22 protein-coding genes and 1 pseudogene are annotated in these 22,157 nt (G+C 43.8%); 15 read left to right on the top strand and 8 right to left on the bottom strand.

Annotated elements, in window-relative coordinates; translation table 11 throughout:
• The first annotated feature begins 148 nt into the window (after positions 1-148).
• The 5 genes and pseudogenes from ACWYVB_RS04255 to def all read left to right on the top strand — a co-directional run bounded on the left by ACWYVB_RS04255 (position 149) and on the right by def (position 3,448).
• Positions 149-919, top strand: coding sequence for a hypothetical protein (locus tag ACWYVB_RS04255; RefSeq protein WP_457528098.1), 771 nt, complete (start codon positions 149-151; stop codon positions 917-919).
• A 1-nt stretch (position 920) separates the two neighbouring features.
• Positions 921-1,460, top strand: coding sequence for a tetratricopeptide repeat protein (locus tag ACWYVB_RS04250; RefSeq protein ID WP_256954155.1), 540 nt, complete (start codon positions 921-923; stop codon positions 1,458-1,460).
• A gap of 442 nt (positions 1,461-1,902) precedes the next feature.
• Positions 1,903-2,232 carry a YceK/YidQ family lipoprotein gene (locus ACWYVB_RS04245; protein ID WP_080253353.1) on the top strand — a complete coding sequence of 110 codons (330 nt, stop codon included), beginning with the start codon at positions 1,903-1,905 and terminating at the stop codon, positions 2,230-2,232.
• Positions 2,233-2,263: 31 nt separating this feature from the next.
• Entirely contained in the window at positions 2,264-2,722 is a 459-nt protein-coding gene (locus ACWYVB_RS04240) for an ABZJ_00895 family protein (RefSeq protein ID WP_457528095.1), read from the top strand.
• Positions 2,723-2,942: 220 nt separating this feature from the next.
• Positions 2,943-3,448: pseudogene (gene def, locus ACWYVB_RS04235) on the top strand (peptide deformylase).
• A 64-nt stretch (positions 3,449-3,512) separates the two neighbouring features.
• On the opposite strand, the gene ACWYVB_RS04230 reads toward def, so the two are convergent.
• Positions 3,513-3,920, bottom strand: coding sequence for a helix-turn-helix domain-containing protein (locus ACWYVB_RS04230; RefSeq protein WP_457528093.1), 408 nt, complete (start codon positions 3,918-3,920; stop codon positions 3,513-3,515).
• An 84-nt stretch (positions 3,921-4,004) separates the two neighbouring features.
• Between ACWYVB_RS04230 and ACWYVB_RS04225 the strand changes: the two genes are divergently transcribed.
• The 4 genes from ACWYVB_RS04225 (at position 4,005) to ACWYVB_RS04210 (ending at position 7,662) form a co-directional block, all read left to right on the top strand.
• Positions 4,005-4,508 carry a DUF2938 domain-containing protein gene (locus ACWYVB_RS04225; protein WP_457528091.1) on the top strand — a complete coding sequence of 168 codons (504 nt, stop codon included), beginning with the start codon at positions 4,005-4,007 and terminating at the stop codon, positions 4,506-4,508.
• 233 nt (positions 4,509-4,741) lie between these two features.
• Positions 4,742-5,770: a phospholipase A gene (locus tag ACWYVB_RS04220; protein WP_457528089.1), complete on the top strand. Its 1,029-nt coding sequence runs from the start codon at positions 4,742-4,744 to the stop codon at positions 5,768-5,770.
• A 94-nt stretch (positions 5,771-5,864) separates the two neighbouring features.
• Positions 5,865-6,323, top strand: a complete 459-nt coding sequence (locus ACWYVB_RS04215; protein ID WP_005454292.1) for a hypothetical protein — start codon at positions 5,865-5,867, stop codon at positions 6,321-6,323.
• Positions 6,324-6,657: 334 nt separating this feature from the next.
• Positions 6,658-7,662 (top strand): metal-dependent hydrolase, encoded by a 1,005-nt coding sequence (locus tag ACWYVB_RS04210; RefSeq protein WP_457528087.1) that lies wholly within the window; start codon positions 6,658-6,660, stop codon positions 7,660-7,662.
• A 40-nt stretch (positions 7,663-7,702) separates the two neighbouring features.
• On the opposite strand, the gene ACWYVB_RS04205 is transcribed toward ACWYVB_RS04210, so the two are convergent.
• From ACWYVB_RS04205 to ACWYVB_RS04195, 3 genes are all read right to left on the bottom strand, one after another.
• Positions 7,703-8,095, bottom strand: a complete 393-nt coding sequence (locus ACWYVB_RS04205) for a hypothetical protein (protein ID WP_150916693.1) — start codon at positions 8,093-8,095, stop codon at positions 7,703-7,705.
• 504 nt (positions 8,096-8,599) lie between these two features.
• Positions 8,600-10,360: an ABC transporter ATP-binding protein/permease gene (locus ACWYVB_RS04200; RefSeq protein WP_457528084.1), complete on the bottom strand. Its 1,761-nt coding sequence runs from the start codon at positions 10,358-10,360 to the stop codon at positions 8,600-8,602.
• A gap of 173 nt (positions 10,361-10,533) precedes the next feature.
• Positions 10,534-11,148, bottom strand: a complete 615-nt coding sequence (locus ACWYVB_RS04195) for a 3'-5' exonuclease (RefSeq protein ID WP_457528082.1) — start codon at positions 11,146-11,148, stop codon at positions 10,534-10,536.
• Positions 11,149-11,343: 195 nt separating this feature from the next.
• Between ACWYVB_RS04195 and ACWYVB_RS04190 the strand changes: the two genes are divergently transcribed.
• Together ACWYVB_RS04190 and ACWYVB_RS04185 are read left to right on the top strand one after the other, a co-directional pair.
• A complete protein-coding gene (locus tag ACWYVB_RS04190; RefSeq protein ID WP_005376453.1) occupies positions 11,344-11,604 on the top strand; it encodes a DUF5062 family protein in 261 nt (86 codons plus the stop codon).
• 240 nt (positions 11,605-11,844) lie between these two features.
• Positions 11,845-12,339 carry a YcxB family protein gene (locus ACWYVB_RS04185; protein ID WP_457528078.1) on the top strand — a complete coding sequence of 165 codons (495 nt, stop codon included), beginning with the start codon at positions 11,845-11,847 and terminating at the stop codon, positions 12,337-12,339.
• 331 nt (positions 12,340-12,670) lie between these two features.
• Here ACWYVB_RS04185 and ACWYVB_RS04180 read toward each other — a convergent pair whose 3' ends face one another.
• Entirely contained in the window at positions 12,671-12,961 is a 291-nt protein-coding gene (locus ACWYVB_RS04180; protein WP_408678757.1) for a 3'-5' exonuclease, read from the bottom strand.
• 193 nt (positions 12,962-13,154) lie between these two features.
• Here ACWYVB_RS04180 and ACWYVB_RS04175 point away from each other — a divergent pair, with 193 nt between their 5' ends.
• Together ACWYVB_RS04175 and ACWYVB_RS04170 are read left to right on the top strand one after the other, a co-directional pair.
• On the top strand, positions 13,155-13,814 hold the full coding sequence (locus ACWYVB_RS04175; protein WP_025505871.1) for a hypothetical protein: 660 nt from the start codon (positions 13,155-13,157) through the stop codon (positions 13,812-13,814).
• Between the two features lie 99 nt (positions 13,815-13,913).
• Positions 13,914-14,642 carry a hypothetical protein gene (locus ACWYVB_RS04170; protein WP_457528075.1) on the top strand — a complete coding sequence of 243 codons (729 nt, stop codon included), beginning with the start codon at positions 13,914-13,916 and terminating at the stop codon, positions 14,640-14,642.
• Positions 14,643-14,928: 286 nt separating this feature from the next.
• Here ACWYVB_RS04170 and gcvP read toward each other — a convergent pair whose 3' ends face one another.
• The 3 genes from gcvP to ACWYVB_RS04155 all read right to left on the bottom strand — a co-directional run bounded on the left by gcvP (position 14,929) and on the right by ACWYVB_RS04155 (position 19,651).
• Positions 14,929-17,793 carry an aminomethyl-transferring glycine dehydrogenase gene (gene gcvP, locus ACWYVB_RS04165; protein ID WP_258621955.1) on the bottom strand — a complete coding sequence of 955 codons (2,865 nt, stop codon included), beginning with the start codon at positions 17,791-17,793 and terminating at the stop codon, positions 14,929-14,931.
• A 128-nt stretch (positions 17,794-17,921) separates the two neighbouring features.
• Positions 17,922-18,302, bottom strand: a complete 381-nt coding sequence (gene gcvH, locus ACWYVB_RS04160; RefSeq protein ID WP_046876056.1) for a glycine cleavage system protein GcvH — start codon at positions 18,300-18,302, stop codon at positions 17,922-17,924.
• Positions 18,303-18,355: 53 nt separating this feature from the next.
• A complete protein-coding gene (locus ACWYVB_RS04155) occupies positions 18,356-19,651 on the bottom strand; it encodes a serine hydroxymethyltransferase (RefSeq protein WP_005395177.1) in 1,296 nt (431 codons plus the stop codon).
• 377 nt (positions 19,652-20,028) lie between these two features.
• On the opposite strand from ACWYVB_RS04155, the gene ACWYVB_RS04150 reads away from it, so the two are divergent.
• The gene (locus tag ACWYVB_RS04150; RefSeq protein WP_005395176.1) at positions 20,029-20,652 is read left to right on the top strand and encodes a helix-turn-helix domain-containing protein; all 624 of its coding nucleotides are present in this window, start codon (positions 20,029-20,031) and stop codon (positions 20,650-20,652) included.
• 260 nt (positions 20,653-20,912) lie between these two features.
• Entirely contained in the window at positions 20,913-22,031 is a 1,119-nt protein-coding gene (gene gcvT, locus ACWYVB_RS04145; protein ID WP_457528072.1) for a glycine cleavage system aminomethyltransferase GcvT, read from the top strand.
• Positions 22,032-22,157: the final 126 nt, after the last annotated feature.

Genomic DNA, 22,157 nt, shown 5'->3' with positions numbered 1-22,157 from the left:
TTTATTTGTAATGTTCACCAAGTGTTTTTAATAAGCATTTAACGATAAATTAACTTTTATTGTTTAGGGAATATCTCACAACTAGGACAACTTAGAGCTTTGAAAGTTATGCATTCTTGTTCATAATGGTGGTTTTGAGAGGATCATTATGTACATTTCTATACTAACACATGAGAGAGATACGCCGTTATCAATAAACTACATTAATTACATGTATCCAGCGGACAAACTATTTAACTCTTGTGTCGAACTAAGAAGCAAAATAGACAATGAGAAAATTCCCGTTAGTACCATAAAAGATACTTCTCTTGCGGGACCATTACGTAAGCTTCCAAATGATATTACTGGTGAGAAAAGGTTACAAAAGCTTAAGGAACAGATAGATCGCAACATGGCCGTCAAGTCTAATAAGTTAACAGATCGAATGCACTGGAAAAACAAAGCTGTTATTCCTTCACGTAATTTTTCGTCTCTAGCTCCAATACAGCCGTCAACTCTAGCTTCTACTGCAATGAAAGCAAATAGTGGAAGGGCTATGGCCTTAGGGATGGTTTTACAGAAAGGCAGAGCTATGCTTCTCTTTGATATTATCCGACAAAACGTTAGAGCGCTAGCTAATAGAGTACACAATGCAAATCTAGAATCATCTGGCTGCATTTTGATTGTGAATGTGAAGTATTTGAAAGTCGAGAGGGAATATGGGAAAGCGCCTCAACTATCTCGAGTTTCATTAGCAAGTATAATTTCTCAAGAAGACAAATATAACTTTGATTCGAGTGCCTATGTTCGTGGTCAAATTGCCAATATATGTGAAGCTAGTGCTAAAGCTCCGATCAATACAAAGTTTCAAATTGTAAGCGGTCAGTATGACGATTCATACTCGACAGCGGTCTTGTTTATCAAATGTACATGGGAATAACATGAGAATTGTTAACGTTTTATTAGTAGCCCTCTTTGTTACGGCATGTAACGATACTACGTCAAAGTTTGAGGCAACTAAAACGACAGAAAGCCTCCTAGTTAAGAACCGAGAAGCTACAGAGAAGTTGTATAGCGAAGCAAATAAATTTTATGAACAAGGTGATGTGCAAGGAGCAAAGTCTTTATTGATCAAAGCTATTGAAGTAAATGATGTATATAGTAAAGAGCTTTTAGGGATCATCCTTCTAAAAGAGCCAAAAGTCATGGATGTTAAGAGGGGCTTTTCTTTAATCTCAGAGGCTGCTGATGATGGGTTGGCGAGTGCACAATTTTATTTAGGATCATGTTTGTATGATGATGGCTGTAGTTTACCTGAAAACAAGGTGCTTTCGGCCTATTACCTGACTCAAGCGTTAAATAACGGCGAAGGAGGCGCACAAATGTTACTTGGATTTCTAGATGAAGAAATAGGTGATACTGCGATTGATCAAAAAACATATGCGGTAGAGCTGAATCGCTACATAGAACAACTCAATTAATATTTCAGGCTTCATTGAAGTATAACGGTACTTTTAATGTTTTATAGGGTTTTAATCGAGTCTCAAACGCAGAGAGTGCTAGACTTCGCCAAAGTAGTAGAAGCCAAAGCTAAGCTACAGCAGTAATCGAGTTTTCGATAAAAACAAAAGCCGCCAGAGCCAAATGGTTCTGGCGGCTTTTTTACATTAGATGAAAGGTACGCGACTCCAACGGGAAAACGAATAGGTTGATCTTAACTTGGTGCTTGCATAAAAAATTAAGTGCGATTCTAGTCACGTCGCATGAACTCACGGGTGCTATTGGAAATAAATGAATTGTTTCTAATACATAGAACGTATTAACATGGTTGCACTAGACCTATATGAGTAAATTCATTGAATATACAATTTGAGAGAGAGGGTTTAGTTTTAAAAAATAATAGTTAGTTGGAATCTAGGTTAAATGAAAATAAATATATTTAAAAAGCTACAAGTTGTATTTCTTGTGGTGTCAGCATCTTTAATGGTGGGGTGTTCATCTATAGATGCGCATGCTGGTGGCGGATACGGAAAGCCGTTTTCAGGCACCGCGTTATCAGTCGCACGACAACCTTGCTATTTAAGATCTGATATTACTTCCATCGCGTTATATCCACTTTCATTGATTGACATCCCTTTGTCGTTAGCAACGGACGTTGTGTTTCTTCCTGTTGATTTAGTCATGGTAGCTACACCCACAACGAGTTATGGCGGCGTTGTTTCTCTAGGTTGTCCAAGCGGCAGCATGATCTAAAGTCTGATTTTATTGAAATAAATGGAAGGAAATGAAAGTGGAATCGAAAAATAATTACTCAACAGAAAACAACGCTCCCTCGGTGCTCGTTGTAACGTCGCTTTTGTGTTTGGCATCAGTTTGTTTGGCCATACTGCTATTTATTATTGAGTACATTTCTGGCATGGAAATGAACGGTGTCGGCTTTCTTGGGACGTTAATACCAGCGATGAGTGTAGGATATTATTTTGGCTATAAAACAGGGAATATAATGCCTTCGACAACGAGATGGTATTCAGTGCTGCTTTGGAATTTATCGAGCTTAGTGGTGTTTTCTCTCATCTTAATGTTTTTGGGTATTTCTATATTTGAACTGATAGCGGAACTAGGCTGGTTCAGTATTATTATCGTTGTATTAACGTTAATAACCGTTTGTCTCGGGTACTTTATTTTCAAGAGTGGTGAAAAAATGGCGATTAAGGTTTTGCTAAAAGCGCAAAAGAGTGCGTAACTCACATATAACGAACGCTTAAAGATAGATACGTAAAAAAGCCGCCAGCCATATCGTGCTGGCGTTATTGTCTTCTCTTTCTTTGTGCCTCTTTGGTCTCTAGCAAAATCGAATGTTTTAGACGAAACGGTATTTCCACGAAAACTCAACCTGTTTATGTCTGCCCAAACGTGTGTATAATTCGCCGGAAATTACGATTTACAGATAACGAAAGGTAAGTATGGCAGTCCTCGAAATTCTCTCCATTCCAGACCCAAGACTTAAAGTAAAAGCAGAAAAAGTCACTGATGTATCGACAGTACAAACGTTGATCGACGATATGCTAGAAACACTTTACGCAACGGGCAATGGCATCGGTTTAGCTTCACCCAAGTTGGTAGAAAAGAGGCGGTTGTTGTCATCGATATCTCTGACGAACGCAATGATCCTTTAATCTTAGTCAACCCAGAAGTTGTGAGCGGAGAAAACAAAGCGCTTGGTCAAGAAGGGTGCCTATCTGTTCCCGAATACTATGCCGATGTAGAGCGTTACACATCAGTTGTTGTTTCTGCACTAGACCGTGGTGGCAACCCGATTACAATCGAGAGTGATGAGTTCTTAGCGATTGTGATGCAGCACGAAATCGACCACTTATCTGGTAACTTGTTCATTGATTATCTTTCACCGCTAAAGCAAAAAATGGCGATGAAAAAAGTGAAGAAGTACGTAAAAGCGCAAGCTAAGTAATATGAAAGGAAGTAACTCACAACCGCGAGTTACTTCCTTTTACATCAAGAATAAGTAGAGTGCTTTATCGCGTTTTTTTGGGGACATAACGCTTCACGATCTTCATAAGCTTCTGAAATGAAGAACAGTCCATATGTGACTCATGAGGGCAGGTGGCAACATGGTTTAGGCTGTCTCGCACCGCTTTCGAACGTGTTATTTGCTCATCAATTTCAAGCGCCTTTTTCGCCAGTAAGTCACGATCAATGTATGGTTTTGAACCTTCTGAGTGATTCAACATTTCTGCCATTTCGTTAAGTGATATTCCAGCGATACGCCCCAAACTAATGATGTTGAGTTTATTGAGTACCTCTGGTGAATATTGACGTCTCAATCCATTCCTTCCTATCGAGCGAATTAACCCCAACTGTTCGTAGTATCTGAGCGTTGAGGTCGGCAATCCTGATTTTTTAACCACTTCTGCAATATCCATATTATTCCTCATTGACTTCAAGTTGGCTTTAAGTTGTAGCATGCAACTAAGACCTTAACAAATCAAAAACTTGAGGAGCGAAAAATGCTGTTTTTAATAGGATTACAAGCGGCGCTAATAGGGATTGGTGCGACTTTGATAATGGATTTATGGGCTTGGATACAAAGGAGAGTGTTTGGTATTCCCTCATTAAACTATGCATTGGTTGCGCGCTGGGTTTTGTACATGCCCAAAGGAAGGCTTATGCATGCGCCAATTATGGCAACAGACCCGATGTCGGGAGAAAAAGCACTCGGTTGGTTTTTGCACTATGCCATTGGTGTTGTTTTCGCTTTGGCTCACATTGCTGCTTTTGGGCATCATTGGTTGGTAGAGCCTAGTCTAGTGCCCGGCTTAGTCACTGGTGTGGTAACGTTGGTCTTCCCATTTTTTGTCATTCAACCTTGTCTAGGATTTGGTTTTGCTGCCAGTAAAACCCCAACACCTTGGAAAGCCCGTTTTCTTAGCACATTGGCGCATTTAGTTTATGGTTTGGGTTTATTCATAGCCGGGTTTGCAATCAAAGTGGCGAGCCAGTATTTTGCATAGGGAATATGAGCATCATGCAAACGAGTTGTTTTTGTTTTTATTTATGATGCTCAACTCTTGGTCGTTTTTGGCGCTTTGCTCATAGTGAGCCGATATGTTTGAGGTCTATCGTATTTTATTCAAGACGTAAAGTCGGCGAATATTTAACATTGCCTTAACGCCAGAATGGCAAGCGGTTTACCAAGAAAAATTAAAATTATCTGGTTTGACATCAAGAATATTAAGGGTTTCAGATGGCTTCAAAAGTGGCAGGGATATCAATACTGAGCTTATTGGCAGCGCCAGTTGCGATGGGAGAAACAGCCAGTGCTTATGATTTATGTTTGCTAGACAAAATCAAGCAAAGCAAAGGTGAGGAAACCATAAAGAGCATTCGCTCGCAGTGTGAGCTCGATGCAGTAACAAGTACAGTGCCCGCTGATCCAGAAATTGAAGAACCTGAGGAGCTTCAGGAAAGCTTGGTCGACAAGCGTTTGGAATCAGAACGAGAAAACGCCTTTGAACCATTTAGTTTGGTGGCGCATCGTGTTAACTACATCTTGCCGTTCACTTACAGTGATCGCGTAAATAAGCGTGCTTATGCGGACACTAAGTACGGAGATGAGTTGCGTAAGGAAGAAGCGGAGTTCCAAATTAGTTTTAAAGTGCCAATGAACTACGACGATTTGTTGTTTGATGGGGATGGTTTGTTCTTTGGTATGACGCTAAAGTCATTTTGGCAGGTGTACACAGGAGCAGCATCGCGTCCATTTCGTGAAACCAATTATCGTCCTGAGCTTTTTTATTATACCCCGACAGACTGGAAGCCACTTGATGGTTCGACTTGGTTAGGTTTTGGTATTGAACATGAGTCGAATGGGCAGAGACAAGAGTTATCGCGCAGTTGGAATCGTGTTTACGCCAACTTAACCTTTGCGAAAGACAATTTTGCGGTTTCTCTTCAACCGTGGTGGCGTATACCTGAGGATGAAAAAACATCTCCGAATGATCCTAAAGGTGATGATAACCCGGATATCGAAGATTACATGGGGCACTTTGAGCTATCGAGTGCGTACAAATGGAATGGTTATGAGTTTACCTTCTTAGGCCGCCAGAACTTCCAAACGCATAAAGGCTTTGCCGAATTAGGGGTGTCATTTCCGATCTGGGGCAAACTTCAGGGATACGCACAGTACTCGACGGGTTATGGTAAGAGCTTGATTGACTATGATCATAATCAGCAGCGTATTGGTGTTGGTATTGCGATCAACGGTGTTCTGTAGTTTTTCGGTAGCCCAATAGAAATAAACGCTGGCAATTGAGATTTCAGTATTTAGAATGCGTGGCTGAAATTGATTTCCAACCTAGAGTGATTTTATGCTTCGTGATTACACCTTCGATTGTCTTGTAACCATGCCTCGTCATGAACTGGAAGAGTTTAGTGCTCGCATGATCAGTAAAATGGTGCCTGAAGACGTGATGAATGAGCTATTTACTTTCGATCAAGAAGAAGTGGATAGCGAAGACCGTATGTTGTCTGCACGTCTTGATGCCATGTTACGCATGACAGCAATCGCACTGAGTGAAATTCAACAAGCGTTTGATGACTCAGACAATGCGAAGCAAAATAGCGAGCGAATGACGCGACTGGTTCTTTGGCATTTCTATGCGATTTCATTCCATTTGGAAGAGGCAATCACGCTAGAAACACACTGTGAACTAGTAGAAAAACTACTCGAAAATACACCTTCGGATGTTTTTGCGTGGGTGAAAACTCTGACAGAGCTTCTGCACACTTACGCTGAAATCAACGCGAAAGAAAACCCTCAAGACTAAGGTTTTTTTGTCGTTAATCGTTCAGTAAACAAGGCGAGCTATCTGGTTCGCCTTGTTTTATTTTACGTCTGTAAAATCCGCCGTTTTGGACTTCTGACGTACACATCGATCCTCGCTTTAGGTTCGCTTCTCACTAGCGAATAGGGCGATTCCTTCTTACACTAAAATCAAAGTGTTTGTTTTCGAACACTTTAATGCGTCATTAAGGTGTGTCTTCCAATCCACTTAAATACGGATAATTTATGTCGGAGAACGTTCTGGTTTTTAAATTTGAGCCTATTTTGAAGCGTATATGCCTTCTATCTCGGCTACATTTTCGTTGCGGGCGTAAATAATGGACCCGTTAACGCAAGGTTTACTTGGCGCTGCTTTGCCACAGTCTGCAAGTAACAAGCGGCACATTGTGGCTGCTGGCGTGTTAGGCGTGGTTTCAGGGATGGCACCGGATTTGGATGTACTTATCCGTTCATCAACTGACCCATTGCTGTTTTTGGAATATCACCGACACTTTACCCATTCATTGTTGTTTATCCCTTTTGGCAGCTTTCTCTGTGCTTTAGTGTTGTATCCGTTGTTTGCAAAAAGCCGAGGGCTAAACTTCCGACAGAGTTGGTTTTATTGTGCCCTTGGTTATAGCACCCATGCGCTGTTAGATGCTTGCACCAGCTATGGGACTCAGCTTTTTTGGCCGATAAGCAACACACGCTATGCTTGGAATACGATCTCTGTTATCGATCCCGCTTTCTCACTTCCGATTTTGATCCTGCTTTTGTTTGCCGCACTGAAGCGAAATCGAAATTACGCGCGTGTCGCATTTCTATGGTCTCTGGCTTATCTGACTCTTGGGGTTATTCAACGAGATAGAGCAGAAGCGGCCGGGTGGAAAATCGTCCAAGAGCGACAGCACAGTGCTGTGCAGCTAAAAGCAAAACCAACCTTCGGCAATCTTTTGGTCTGGAAAGTGATTTATGAAACGGAAGATAACTACTATGTGGATGCAGTAAGAGTGGGGCGCTCAATAAAAATCTATCCTGGCGAATCCACACCAAAGCTCAATGTGAAAACACAATTTCCATGGCTCGACCCGCAATCGCAACAAGCGAGAGATATTGAACGTTTCCGCTGGTTTTCAAATGGTTTTGTAGTGCAAGACCCGGATGACGAAATGCGAATTGTTGATGTGCGTTACTCCATCGTGCCAAACCAAATTAATGCGCTGTGGGGCATCAATCTATCCCCAAAAGCCAGCGCGGATGAACACGTCGAATACACTGCTCATCGAGGTAGTACAGCGGAAGACCGCCAAACTTTTCTCAATATGCTTACGGATTTTGAGTGATGGTTTTGCTTTGGATGCCGATGCGGTGTCGTAATAACTATTACGCTGACTGAAAGTCCTTCACTAGGGTCGGCTTGCTGGCGAAGAAAATTTTGCCAAACAGAGACTTATACTTCCATCCAAGAGACAACAGTCGTTTTGCTAAGCTTTTGTTTTCAATGATAGCGACTTCAACGCCTTGGTAATGATATGGATGGCTTTTAATGTAGTCGATAAATGCAGTAAGCACACCTTGCCCGCGAACGGAGGGCACGAAGTTTACTGCAACAATGGAAAAGCGCTGACTGCCAACAGGGCAACGGACAAAGCAGTGTCCAAGCGGATGAGTGATGGTCTCGGAAAACTCAGGAAACGCGCGAGACTCTAGTTCTTGAGAAAGCGCATCGTATTGCTGACATAAATGATAAAAAAGTTGTTTCGCTTCACTGTTCATCTCGGTGCCACTTACTTGTAACTTGGTTTAAAGGCATTGATTTCACGAACATTGTAACCATAGGCAGCAAGACAAAACGCGGTGAATTTTTACAGTGGTAATTTCCTATTTTTGAAACCTAACTTGTTACAAATGAAGTTGATTGGATTTTATATGGTACTTGGGGATGAGTGTTTCTAGTTGAAGGGAGAGTACGCTGGTTACTGGATTCTTACCTGAGTTCCTGTATTAAAACGAGAACCACTTGGTTTAATGCCGCTCGTTTAACTACGAGTGGCATCTTTTTGTATTTCGTTATCTTGTACAGCGGCGAAGGTGCGTGATATAGGATCTTCTATCCTAGCTCTTTATGGTCAAAATTGTCTCGTTAACCACTCCTCAGCACGTTGCTATTAGATTCCTAGTCTCGCCAAGGCTCGCTGGAATGACACAAAAACATCGTTAAGCTATTGGCATTAAATCACTTGGTCCGTTTTTGCTTATTCTTGAGGGCTTAACTAGGCGTTACTCTAAGTGCTTAAATTGTAACGCCACAAGTCGCTGATACAACTCACAGCTTTGCATTAATGATTGGTGGTTACCAACATCGACTAACTCGCCATTGTCGAGCACCGCAATTTTATCCGCATGTTGGATAGTTGAAAGACGATGAGCAATGATCAGCGTTGTGCGTCCTTTCATCAGTGCTTCAAGTGCTTGCTGAACGTGATGTTCACTTTCACTATCAAGAGCGCTGGTAGCTTCGTCTAGCAGTAAGATTTTTGGATCTTTTAGAATCGCGCGAGCAATCGCAATGCGCTGCTTTTGACCGCCTGATAGCCTAACGCCGCGCTCACCTAAAAAGCTGTGATAGCCTTCGGGAAGCTTCTCAATAAACTCATGGGCATGGGCTTTTTTGGCGGCTTCGATGACTTGTTCATCCGTGGCTTCTGGATTGCCGTAACGAATATTGTGAAACACATCATGGCTAAACAGCGCTGGTTGTTGAGGTACGAGTGCCATTTGGCGTCGAAGCTCGTTTGGATAGAACTGTCGAATGTCTTCGCCACCAAACAACACTTGCCCCTGTTGTGGGTCATAAAAGCGTTGCAGCAGTTCGAATAGCGTTGTTTTACCTGCACCGGAAGGGCCAACCAACGCCAATACTTTGCCTTGTTCAGCGGTTAGGTTTAATCCTTTGATAACAGGTTGATTTGGGCGAGAAGGGTAGTTGAAATTCACCGACTTAAAGCTAACTTCAGCAGACATGTCTGAACGGACAGGCAAATGGTTGCTTGGTGCTTTAATATCGCTTTCTACTTGAAGGATCTCAATCAGTCGCTCGGTAGCGCCAGCGGCCCTTTGCAGTTCACCCATGACTTCAGAAATGGTTGCAGTCGATGAGGCAACCATAATGGCATAAAACACAAACGCTGCTAGGTCTCCCGCAGACATCTTTCCGTGAATCACATCGCTGCCGCCAACCCAAAGCATGCCCGCAATTGCGCTGAACACAATCACAATAACGCCAGATATCAGGATCGCGCGCTGTTTGACTCTCTGTCTGCCCACTTCATACGCTTTTTCCACCTCGACAGCGAAAGCCGCTCGTTCGTACGGCTCTGAGCTAAAACTTTGCACGGTTTTAATATGTTCTATCGCTTCACCTGCGTAGCTGCCGACATCTGCCATTGAATCCTGACTTTGGCGAGAGAGCGCACGCACGCGTCGTCCATAAAACAAAATCGGAACCAAAACCAAAGGCACAGAAGCAAGCACAATCAGCGTGAGCTTAACGTTGGTGGCAAACAACATTATGATGGCCCCAAAGCACATCAAAGCGCTACGCATTGCCATCGAGAACGATGAACCAATAATGCTTTGCAGCAACGTGGTATCGGTAGTCAGGCGCGACATAATATCGCCGCTACTGTTGGTCTCAAAATAGCTCGGATGCAGCGTAATCACATGGTTAAACACCGCAAGGCGAATATCCGCACTAACGCGCTCACCTACGGAAGAGACAAGGTAAAAGCGAAAGAACGTCCCAATGGCAATACACAATGTGACACCGACAATAAACTGAATCGCATTGGTAAGCTCTTGCAATGATTGCTGAGCAAAGCCTTGGTCGATAAGAATACGTACTCCATAGCCAACGGATAACGTCAAACTTGCTGTCGCGACAAGGGCAACCAAGGCCGCCGCAACCCGCCATTTATAAGGTGCAATAAAGGTGTTGAGTTTAAGAAGAATGCTGAGATTTTTGTTATTTTTTCTGCTCATGAGTGACTCACAAAGCGTTTTAGGTACCTGGCATAGTAAGCCAGTTTGGTTGGTGAGACCAGCGAACTGCCGCTTTCGGATCAGGAAATTAACTGGGATAACCAATATCGCATGTATATCGAAAATCACTTAAACGTCTAAGAGACTAGAATCAGCTTTTAGTTCGGAGGGTGTTACGCACGGCTTTTGGCGAGTAGCAGGTCGACTTTTCCTTTGGCTGTTTTACTGACCGTTTGCATCAACTGAAAACTTGGTTTTTCGACGCCTGAGTTTTCTATCCCTTCGACCATTAAGAGCCAAAGCTTGGCTGTCATTTGCGCATCGGCTAGTGCACGGTGGAAAACGCCGTCGTTGTCGATATTTTTATAGCGAACAAGTTCACCTAGCTTATGTGATGGAGCTTCTTGAATGAGCCGTCTTGCCACCAGTAAGGAGCAAGCAAACTCACCCGAATAACTACAGTTGATTCGTTCAAGCTCTGCATCTAAAAATCGTTTATCGAAGGACGCGTTGTGAGCGATAAGGTTTTCGCCTGCAATGAATTCACTAAATGACGCCATTACCTCTTCGCAGCTTGGTGCCGATCGCAACATATTGTCAGTAATGCCGGTGTAGTTCTCAATGAAAGAACTCACTCTGAAGCCGGGATTCATGAGTTGCTGAAAACTATCGACAACCTCGCCATCGACTAACTTTACTGCACCAATTTCTATTGCGCGATCACCTAAAGTAGGAGAGAGACCTGTGGTTTCAAAGTCGAGTACGACCACAGAGTTTGCTTGAGGCATAAAATTTTCCAGCTGAGTAATATTGAGCAAGAGTATTATCGAAAGCGACAGAAAAAGAAAGGCGAACCAATTGGTATATCTTTATCGATGTAGATTCCAAAAAATCGACGCTACGTAATCAATATGAGAGTTTTATAACACGTTATTGGCGATACTTAATGTATTCTTAGCCGAAGCGAAGAAGAGGATTTATCAATGTCAAAAAGCTCCAAGCTTCACAATGAAGACAAACTGGTTAAGAAGGCACTAGAGATTGGTGGGAAGATGGCGAAACTACAAGGTTTTGACCTTCCACAGTCACCACAACCTCTGAGAGTAAAAGCGATTTACCTATTCTTGGTCGATGCAAAACAGATAACGCCACTACCGGAAAGTAAGCTAGACGGCGCAAGCATCAAACACCGACTGGCAGTATGGATACACAGTGCATTGCCAGACAACGACCCTCTAAAGTAGAAAACTCAAGAAGTCACATAGGTCATTACTTAACACAGGCCATTAATTAACAAGGCGAGCCAAATGGTTCGCCTTGTTTGATCTTGGCGAGTGCACCGAGGTCTTTTTGCGTGGCGGTATCATTGATTTACAAAACAGCATCAAAAGGGCTAAAGATAAAGTCAGAGAAGCGCTACAATGCTCGCGTTGCAAGAGTGCAACCAAGAATACTCATTTACAGAAGCCTTGAAGTAACCATACATGTCTAAAGATTTCGAATTCACTACAGAATACATACTCGACAAACCTTTCTTTGCTGAGTGTTATGATCAAACTAGCCAACCAACGAAGTTTCCACAGGCGTACCTAAAAGGGATGCTGTTTCTTATCTTTGGTGTGGTTTTATTGGAGTTTGAACTGCTACCTAACGGTTATGTCGGTTGGTTCTTTATCGTATTGAGTGTGATTGAAGCGTGCAGCGTTTACTTCAAAAGAACTTGGTGGCTGTGGCGTCAAACCATCAGCTCAAGTCGCGGCAGTAAAGTGGCTTTTGAAGTGAATGCAGACGGAGTGCGCTATAAAAGCGGTAAAATTGACCGTAGCCTCGCTTGGAATGAAATCGACCAACTCGAGCAAACCGATTTGGGCTTAATCCTTCACCTTGGTAAACAGCGCCAATACATCAGCAAATCTTGCTTAAACGAAGAAGTCATTGCGTTTATGGTAGAGCAGCACGCCGGATCAAAAGCGAGCTAACAAATCCTTACTGACAAAAGAGGCGAGCCAATGGGTTCGCCTTTTTTGATCTAGGCACAGAGTTTTAAAAAGGTTGTTAGGAAGAAACTGCGACGCTGGCTAACTCGGTTGTGCCCCTAAATCATTCAGAGCTTATACTCTACAATATCTAGGAGCGTGCGTTTTCCCTATCAAATCTAATCCGACGCAAGAGGATAAGACCATGCTCATTTGGGGTGTGAGCAGGTTGAAAATCGTGTTTCTCAGAATCCGCCGGAGTTATCCGAAAGTTTCGGCAATTTCCGACCTTACATTAGCGAGGCTAGGCAGTTTCTTAATATGACTGTCCTCGCTAATTCTCTAAAGGGCTTTGAGTTACGATAATTAAAAGAGCCAATGATTCATCCGATAGGTGTTGAGTGATAAGCACTGTCAAGTTACGTTTGGGTCTTGAGCACGCGACGTAAAAGAGGTTTCGATTTCTTTCTAATGCACCTATTCTGTTTGCTAGACATGTCGTATGCAACCACGTAAGTAATTGACCCCAGTTGTATAAGTTCCACCCTCTGCCTAAAACAACTAGAACATTGTCAAACTCTGCACCTTTCACTCCGTGCTTAGTGGAAAATGGTGTGTGTGAAATATAAACACTTTGACAATCAACTATGCATTGGATATCTTATCCAGCGGCTATATGGCAGCCAGCCCACTCCAAAGGCAAACTCCAATATTGGAACCATGAACATATCTATCGTTTTAGCTGATCTTATTTTGATAAGCGGAATGACTGATGATTAGGAGTGAATCTAAAGGTTAATCCGTGTAGGAATAAGACCATGACTAAAATTGCCCGACCATCCATTTCTAAAGTAAAATCTCGTGCTAAAGCTATCAAAAAAGAGAAGAAAATCGGTCACATGAAAGCACTTGAAGTTGCCGCTCAAGAGATTGGTTATCCATCTTTCCATGCTTTAGATACCTACCTGAAAAGACTCAAAAAAAACGAGTTTAGCGCTACCATCAATCCGTTTAACCCTGACCTGCAAAGTTCCTTACTTGTAGTGTTCAACGATGATTTGGAGCTTTTTGACTACAAAGAGGTTGAAGGTGATTTCATAACGACTAGAAAGAGCTTCCAAGAGGAATACTTAAACAAAGGCTTCGCTGAACGTATCGGTGCACGTTTGCTCACAGTAGATGAATTACAACAACGTGGTCTAATCGCTCCCGGCGGGTCGGAGAATGGCGACAAAGATTATCTGCATGATTGGGGCTATATCTGCATTGAGTTTGTCAGAGAGAAAGATAACCCGTGGACAATCGAAGATGCTGAGAAGCTTGTGATTGAACAAGTGGAGAGCGAGATTGGGCGCAATTACCGAGAGTTCTTCTATCTAGACGGCAAGCTAATTAACAATCATATTTCCAGAGCGTGGGACGCTGAATGGGATAATTACGTGGACGTTGATTACCATCCTGCAATAGATGGCTATTAAATGAATCGTAACTCCCAAAGATAACAGTCACTGGCCACAAATATGGACAAAATAATTGTGGCTGTTGATGTTCCACCAACACCAGAAATGGAATGAAGTATGAGCACTACCGCTAATAAGTTTGTTTTGGACCCAACACCTCCTATTGATCAGAAGTATTCAGTAAAGGTAAGAAAGTTTCTACAAAGGGAATGCGTTGAAAACCTCAAGAAGATACACATCAAAGAGAAGGGCGAAAAGAACCTCAGAAAGCAGGTAAAGAATCTCTTTCAAGATAAAGCAATGTCAGGCTTCTACATCGAGGAGAAAAACATCTATGGCATGATTGTCCTGTTCGATGAAAGCTCCCTGAAGTTCGCTGGTGCATACATAGCCAGGATCAATGGCGTGTTGTCCATCTATGACAGCAATATTAGGTTTTCGGTCCACTCAGTAGAGAGACTAATCCTACGCCTACAAATGAAAAACCCAAGGCTGGGGATTGCTAAAGCCATTCACTCAGTGACAAAGTATCTTTTCTGCCCTGAGAAAGACTTCGCCATCAATATTGAAGAAAAGTGGAGAACTCCAGGATTGAATGAGGTGGACATAGCCAAGCCGTATTTGGGTGACAATGATGAGTTACTTGGCATGTTTTTCCTTACATCCATTAGTAATTTAAACTGTACCAGAGTTGAGGCTGGTGTTGTTAAGACATTTGTTGATACAAACAAACTAAGGGAAGAGCAGTATAGCAAGTGTATGGAAGTTTACGAAGCTCAAAGAAACGCATTTATATCGGGTAAGGCTAATGTTGAGATGAGTAGAATGGACTTGCTTATGAGCTAAATAACGGTGTGATAGGTCGAGGTAGGAGTTTATACTGGTACGTACTGCATACATACTAGAAAATCAAATTTAGCCTGGAGTTAAACATATCGGGTGATAGCTTTTTCCAGTTCCGAGCAAATCGACCACCGTAAACAATGGTGGTCTTTGATGTTTTTGGATACGAAAAGTTATCTGAAGGTGGGAGTCTAGCCGATTTAATCTAACTAGCTTCTGTCCAGAAGTGAGTTAAAAACAAAAAGGCGAACCAAACGGTTCGCCTTTGTCGATTTAGAGACTACAAAAATTAATCTTCGTAGTTATCGATGCTTGGGCATGAGCAGATTAGGTTACGGTCGCCGTATACGTTATCTACGCGGTTTACCGTTGGCCAGTACTTCCAAGATTTGGTTGCTTTAGAAGGGAAGCAGCCAAGCTCGCGAGAGTAAGGACGGTCCCACTCTTCAGCAGAAAGGTCAACTTGCGTGTGTGGCGCATTAACGAGAGGGTTGTTCTCTAGTGGCCATTCACCGTTTTTCACTTTTTCCATTTCTTCGCGGATAGCGATCATCGCATCACAGAAGCGGTCTAGCTCTTCTAGATCCTCCGATTCCGTTGGCTCAACCATTAGCGTGCCCGCTACAGGGAACGACATAGTTGGTGCGTGGAAACCGTAGTCCATTAGACGCTTCGCAATGTCTTCTTCGCTGATGCCTGTTTCTTCTTTCAGTGGACGAATGTCGATAATACATTCGTGCGCTACACGACCATTTTTGCCACGATAAAGAACAGGGTAGTGTTGGCGAAGTGTTTCCATCACGTAGTTTGCGTTCAGAATTGCTACTTTTGTTGCATCTGTTAGGCCTGCTTCGCCCATCATTGCGATGTAAGCCCAAGAGATCGGTAGGATAGAAGCGCTACCCATATCTGCTGCTGATACTGCAAAATCTTCGCCTTCTACGCCGTCTTCAATATGGCCTGGTAGGAAAGGCGCCAGGTGAGATTTCACACCGATAGGACCCATACCCGGACCGCCACCACCGTGCGGGATGCAGAAGGTTTTGTGTAGGTTTAGGTGAGAAACGTCTGAACCGATGAAGCCTGGTGATGTTAGACCAACCTGCGCGTTCATGTTAGCGCCGTCTAGGTAAACCTGACCGCCAGCGGCATGAACCATTTCACACACTTCTTTCACTTTCTCTTCGTAAACGCCGTGCGTAGAAGGGTAAGTGATCATAATGCTTGATAGGTTGTCTTTGTGTTTCTCGATTTTCGCTGCTAGGTCGTCGATGTCGATGTTGCCTTCTTCATCACACTTAACCACGACAACTTTCATTGACACCATAGATGCTGTCGCAGGGTTAGTACCGTGCGCAGAGCTTGGGATCAAACATACGTTGCGGTGACCTTCGCCACGGCTTTCGTGGTAACGTTGAATAGCGATAAGACCTGCATACTCACCCGATGCGCCAGAGTTTGGCTGAAGTGAGAATGCGTCGTAGCCTGTGATCTCACAAAGCTTTTCTTTAAGATCTTTTGCGAGTGCTGCGTAACCAGTTGCTTGTTCTGCTGGCGCGAATGGGTGGATAGAACCAAACTCAGGCCAAGTGATTGGGATCATCTCTGCTGCTGCGTTCAGCTTCATCGTACAGCTGCCTAGTGGGATCATGCCGTGCGTTAGCGAGAAGTCTTTGTTCTCTAGCTGTTTCAGGTAACGCATCATTTGCGTTTCGCTATGGTGCGTATTGAATACAGGGTGAGTCAGGTATTCTGTTGTGCGGCGTAGCGCTTCTGGAATTGCCGCAAACTCGTTGCCTGCGATTTCCGTCGATAGTGCTGCTACGTCTTCTTTTACACCAAAGACTGCAAATAGTGCTTCTACATCAGCGACCGTGGTTGTTTCGTCACAGCTAATACCTAGCTTGCCAGGTAGTAGACGTAGGTTGATGTCTGCTGAAAGTGCTTTTGCGTAAAGCTCTTCTGTTTTTGAACCTGTGTTGATGGTGATGGTATCGAAGAAGCTGTTATGAGCAAGTTCAAAGCCGCCTTTGGTTAGGCCAGCGGCGATAATCGCAGTCATATGGTGTGTACGGCGAGCAATAGTGCGTAGACCTTCTGCGCCGTGGTAAACCGCGTAAAAAGACGCCATGTTCGCAAGCAATGCTTGAGCGGTACAGATGTTCGATGTCGCTTTTTCGCGGCGGATATGCTGCTCACGAGTTTGCATTGCCATGCGCAGTGCTTGGTTACCGTTGGTATCGATGGAAACACCGATAACACGACCTGGCATGGTACGCTTGTGTTTGTCACGCGTTGCCATGAATGCCGCGTGTGGACCGCCGTAACCCATAGGAACGCCAAAACGTTGTGCAGAACCGATTGCTACGTCTGCGCCCATTTCACCAGCAGGTTTCAATAGGGTAGAAGCAAGCAGGTCAGTCGCAACAGTGACAAGCGTTTTGTTGGCTTGCGCTTTTGCGATGATGTCCGTTAGGTCACGAACTTCACCTGTTGTGCTTGGGTATTGAACTAATGCGCCGAACACGTCTTGCTCTGGTAGGGATTCTAGCGAACCGACCAGAACTTCAAAGCCGATGAATTTTGCACGAGTTTTTACTACTTCTAGCGTTTGTGGGTGAACATCGTCAGCCACAAAGAATACGTTGCTCTTGCTCTTACCTGCGCGCTTACACAGAGTCATTGCTTCTGCTGCCGCTGTTGCTTCGTCTAGCAATGAGGCGTTTGCGATTTCCATACCAGTTAGGTCGATGATCATTTGTTGGAAGTTTAAAAGGGCTTCCAAGCGACCTTGAGAAATTTCAGGTTGGTAAGGTGTGTAAGCGGTATACCAGCCAGGGTTTTCTAGCACGTTACGTAGAATGACGTTTGGAGTAAACGTGTTGTAGTAGCCCTGGCCAATGAATGTACGTTTAATTTGGTTTTGTTTAGCAAACTGCTTCATCGTCACTAGCATGTCTGCTTCGCTTTTCGCTTCTGCCAACGTCATTGGTTGTTCTAGGCGAATTTGTGCAGGCACGGTTTCTTCGATGAGGGCGTCAAGGCTTACCGCGTTGATGGCATCCAACATTTTTTGTTGGTCTGATTTGCTTGGTCCGTTGTGGCGTCCAACGAACTCATTTTGTGTGCTGAGGCTTTGAAGTAATTCAGTCATTGTCCTTTACCTACTCCTTGGCTCGGGTAACGGAAATGGTCGTTAGTGACACATTTAATTATACGTCCGAACCTAGAAAAAAAGCTGCTCTCTAAACAGGCTAGGGAACAGCTTTCGTCACATCCTAATTACTCTTCTTCGATAGAGTTTAGGTATTCTTCCGCGTCTTTTAAGTCATCCAACTCAGATGGGTTTGAAAGCTTCACTTTCACAATCCAACCACCTTCGTACGGTTCTTCGTTGATTAGCTCTGGGCTGTCTTCTAGTTCTTCGTTGATTTCTACGATTTCACCGGTAACAGGAGAGTAGATATCTGACGCTGCTTTTACAGACTCAACCAAAGAGAAGCTTTCACCTGCTTCTACTTCGTCTTCTACGTCTGGTAGGTCAACGAATACTACGTCACCCAACATTTCTTGCGCATGCTCAGAAATACCAAGTGTTACTGTGCCGTCACCGTTGTCACGTACCCACTCGTGGCTATCTGTAAACTTCAGTGTTTTGTCCATTGCTTAATCTCCAAATAACTTGTCAGGAATTATTGTGATTTTTAAAAAATCGTTTATTGGTAAAGAGGGAAGCGACTGCAAAGTTCTTTTACTTCTTTGCGAACGCGTTTTTCAACGTCTGCGTCACCTTCTGGGTTATTCACCAAACCATCCAGTACGTCACCAATCCAATTACCGATGAGTTTGAATTCTTCAGCGCCAAAGCCGCGGCTTGTACCCGCAGGCGTTCCTAAACGGATGCCCGATGTAATCATAGGCTTCTCTGTATCGAATGGGATGCCATTTTTATTACATGTGATCCCAGCACGTTCTAGAGCTTCTTCTGCTTTGTTGCCTTTCAAGCCTTTAGGGCGAAGGTCAACCAGCATTAGGTGCGTGTCTGTGCCACCAGTTACGATATCGCAACCGCGAGTTTGCAATACTTCCGCTAGGACTTTTGCGTTATTGATCACCGAATCAATATAAGTTTTAAATTCAGGGCCAAGCGCTTCTCCAAATGCAACCGCTTTTGCTGCGATAACGTGCATCAGTGGGCCGCCTTGTAGGCCAGGGAATACGGCGGAGTTGATTTTCTTAATGATGTCTTCGTGGTTAGTCAAGATCATACCGCCGCGAGGGCCACGCAATGTTTTGTGTGTTGTGGTGGTCACAACATGTGCATGTGGCAATGGGCTAGGGTGTGCACCTGTTGCGATAAGGCCAGCAATGTGCGCCATATCGACCATAAGAATTGCGCCAACTTCGTCAGCGATTTCACGGAACTTAGCAAAATCGATAACGCGTGGAATAGCACTGCCACCCGCGATGATCATCTTTGGTTTGTGTTCTACTGCAAGTGCACGAACGTCGTCGTAGTTGATTTCCAGTGTTTCGCGATCAACGCCGTATTGAACTGCGTTAAACCATTTACCAGAAAGTGCTGGGCGTGCACCGTGTGTTAGGTGGCCACCAGCGTCCAAAGACATGCCAAGAATGGTGTCACCTGGTTGAAGAAGAGCCAGTTTCACCGCACCATTTGCTTGAGCGCCTGAGTGAGGTTGAACGTTTGCGTATTCGCAATTAAAAAGTTTTTTCGCGCGTTCGATAGCAATGGCTTCCACTGTATCTACGTGCTCACAACCACCGTAATAACGACGACCTGGATAACCTTCAGCGTATTTGTTAGTTAGGCATGTGCCTTGAGCTTGCATTACCGCTTTAGAAACAATGTTCTCAGAAGCGATAAGTTCGATTTGTTCGTTTTGGCGAGCGGATTCCGCCTGAATTCCAGCAAAGACAGCATCATCTGTCGCAGAGAGGTTGGTAGAGAAAAAGTTTTCCAAGCTGTGGTTAGGGTAACTCTTATTCATGGTAGTTGACCTTCCAAATCTTAAAATGAACCCGCAATAGATGAATTATGATTTGCGGTTGTGGTTCATTTGTCCTCAAAACAGCTGAACTGCATAGCAGAACAGAGTGAACATCCGGCCCTAAATGTGGGCAAAAACTCCGTCGGATTGCGTGTTTCCTTTACCAATCTCTTACGGAAATATGCATCTCTACATCTAACAAGTTGGTAACATAGCGCCTGCGGCGGGAACAATCAACCAAAAATTTCCTATAGGAAACAAGATTTCAAAAATTGTTAACAAGAGCACGGTTTAATTCACTTGGTGGACTTTTATCCACTATGTGCTTCATGCACAATGCGAGTAGGACAAAAATAAGGATATCTATAGAGGGATTTATGGCAGAAAGTATTTACGATGAATACCCATCGATGACGTTAGCGAAAGAGCAAAATGATCAAAATATCGAGCCGTTAAAGCTGGGTCAGCGTATCAAGGATATCCGCTCAAAACTTGGTATTACACTAGAAGAAGCCAGTCAGCGAACAGGGCTTGCTCGTTCTACACTAAGTAAAATAGAAAATGAGCAGATCTCTCCGACATTTCAAGCAATGCAAAAATTGGCTCTTGGCTTACAAATTGATATGCCACAACTCTTTGAACCGCCTAGAAAAAAAGTTGCAACAGGGCGTAGAGATGTTACCAAGAAGAATGAAGGTAAACCACACCCAACGCAAACTTATGAACATGAGCTGCTCGCTACTCAACTTTCCAATAAGAAAATGATGCCGTTTAAGAGCCAAATTCGTGCTCGCAGTTTTGATGAATATAAAGACTGGGTTCGTCATGATGGTGAAGAATTTCTGCTTATCTTATCTGGTGAGGTCATGTTCTATTCTGAGTTCTATGAACCTGTTGTTCTAAGCGAGGGCGACAGCGTCTATTACGATGCGAACATGGGACATATGTTGACCAGTGTTAGCGAGGAAGATGCGCACATTTTGTGGGTGACAGCCAAATAGTGATAAATAGTTGTAAATTTCCTATAGTGAAAGCAAACGATTGCTGTTGCTGATCGTTATGATGAAAAGGCGCTTTTTTGATGAGAATATACTCATTAAAGCGCTTTTTTTGTACGATTTGTTGTGATTAAAATGTTAAGAGTCACACTTTTGCAAGTCGATCTACGTCTTGTTCGTGCAAAATAGAATGAGCCATGTTTATTATTGGAAACACATCGAATGCCGATAGCATTCTCGGGTCTATCTAAATGGAGACGAAAATGACTCAAGAACTACTGAAAACACCACTACACGCACTTCACGTTGAAGTTGGTGCCAAAATGGTCCCGTTCGCGGGTTACGATATGCCTGTTCAGTATCCTCTAGGCGTAAAAAAGGAACACTTACACACTCGTGATGCCGCAGGTCTGTTTGATGTTTCTCATATGGGACAACTTCGCCTACTTGGTGACGGTGCAGCTGCGTTCCTAGAAACATTAGTGCCAGTGGATATTGTGGATCTTGAGTCTGGTAAACAGCGTTATGCGTTCTTCACTAATGAAGAGGGCGGCATCATGGATGACTTGATGGTAGCGAACCTAGGCGATCATCTTTTTGTGGTTGTGAACGCGGCATGCAAAGAACAAGACATTGCACACCTACAATCGCATTTGCCATCTGGTGTTGAGTTAGAAATTATTGAAGACCGTGCTCTGCTTGCGATCCAAGGCCCTAAAGCGGCAGCTGTATTGGCGCGTTTTGCCCCAGAAGTTTCTGACATGCTGTTCATGGATATTCGTAAAGTCGATATTTTAGGCGCCGAATGCATTGTTTCTCGTAGTGGCTACACTGGCGAAGATGGTTACGAGATCTCGGTTCCTGCTGACAAGGCAGAAGATCTCGCACGTAAACTGACCGCGGAAGAGGAAGTTGAATGGATTGGCCTTGGTGCTCGTGATTCACTTCGTCTCGAGTGTGGTCTTTGCCTATACGGTCATGACCTAGACACAACAACTACACCTGTAGAAGCAAGCTTGTTATGGGGCATCCAAAAGGTTCGTCGTATCGGCGGTGAACGTGAAGGTGGTTTCCCAGGTGCGGATATTATTCTTAAGCAGATCGAGACCAAAGATGTGGCGCGCAAGCGTGTCGGTTTAGTTGGCCAAACTAAAGCACCAGTACGTGAAGGCGCGGAATTGTTTGATGCTGATGGCGTTAAAATTGGCGTTGTCACCAGCGGCACTGCGGGTCCAAATGCAGGTAAGCCTGTCTCAATGGGTTATGTGCGTGCTGATCTTGCTGCGATTGGTACCGAATTGTTCGCTGAAGTACGCGGAAAAATGCTACCAATGACGGTTGAGAAAATGCCGTTTGTACCGCAACGTTACTACCGCGGTTAGGTTACTCATTATTGTCATTCTTCGCGTATTCGCGAGGCAAGAAACAAGCAAAAATGCCGAGCTTTCTAGCTCGGCATTTTTATGTATATCGGCTTTATATATATGCTTGGAAGTTATCGTAGTTTC

The organism is Vibrio sp. JZG10, from assembly GCF_054064075.1.
Note: the sequence above shows the minus strand (reverse complement) of the source record. Positions and strands in the feature narration are given on the sequence as shown.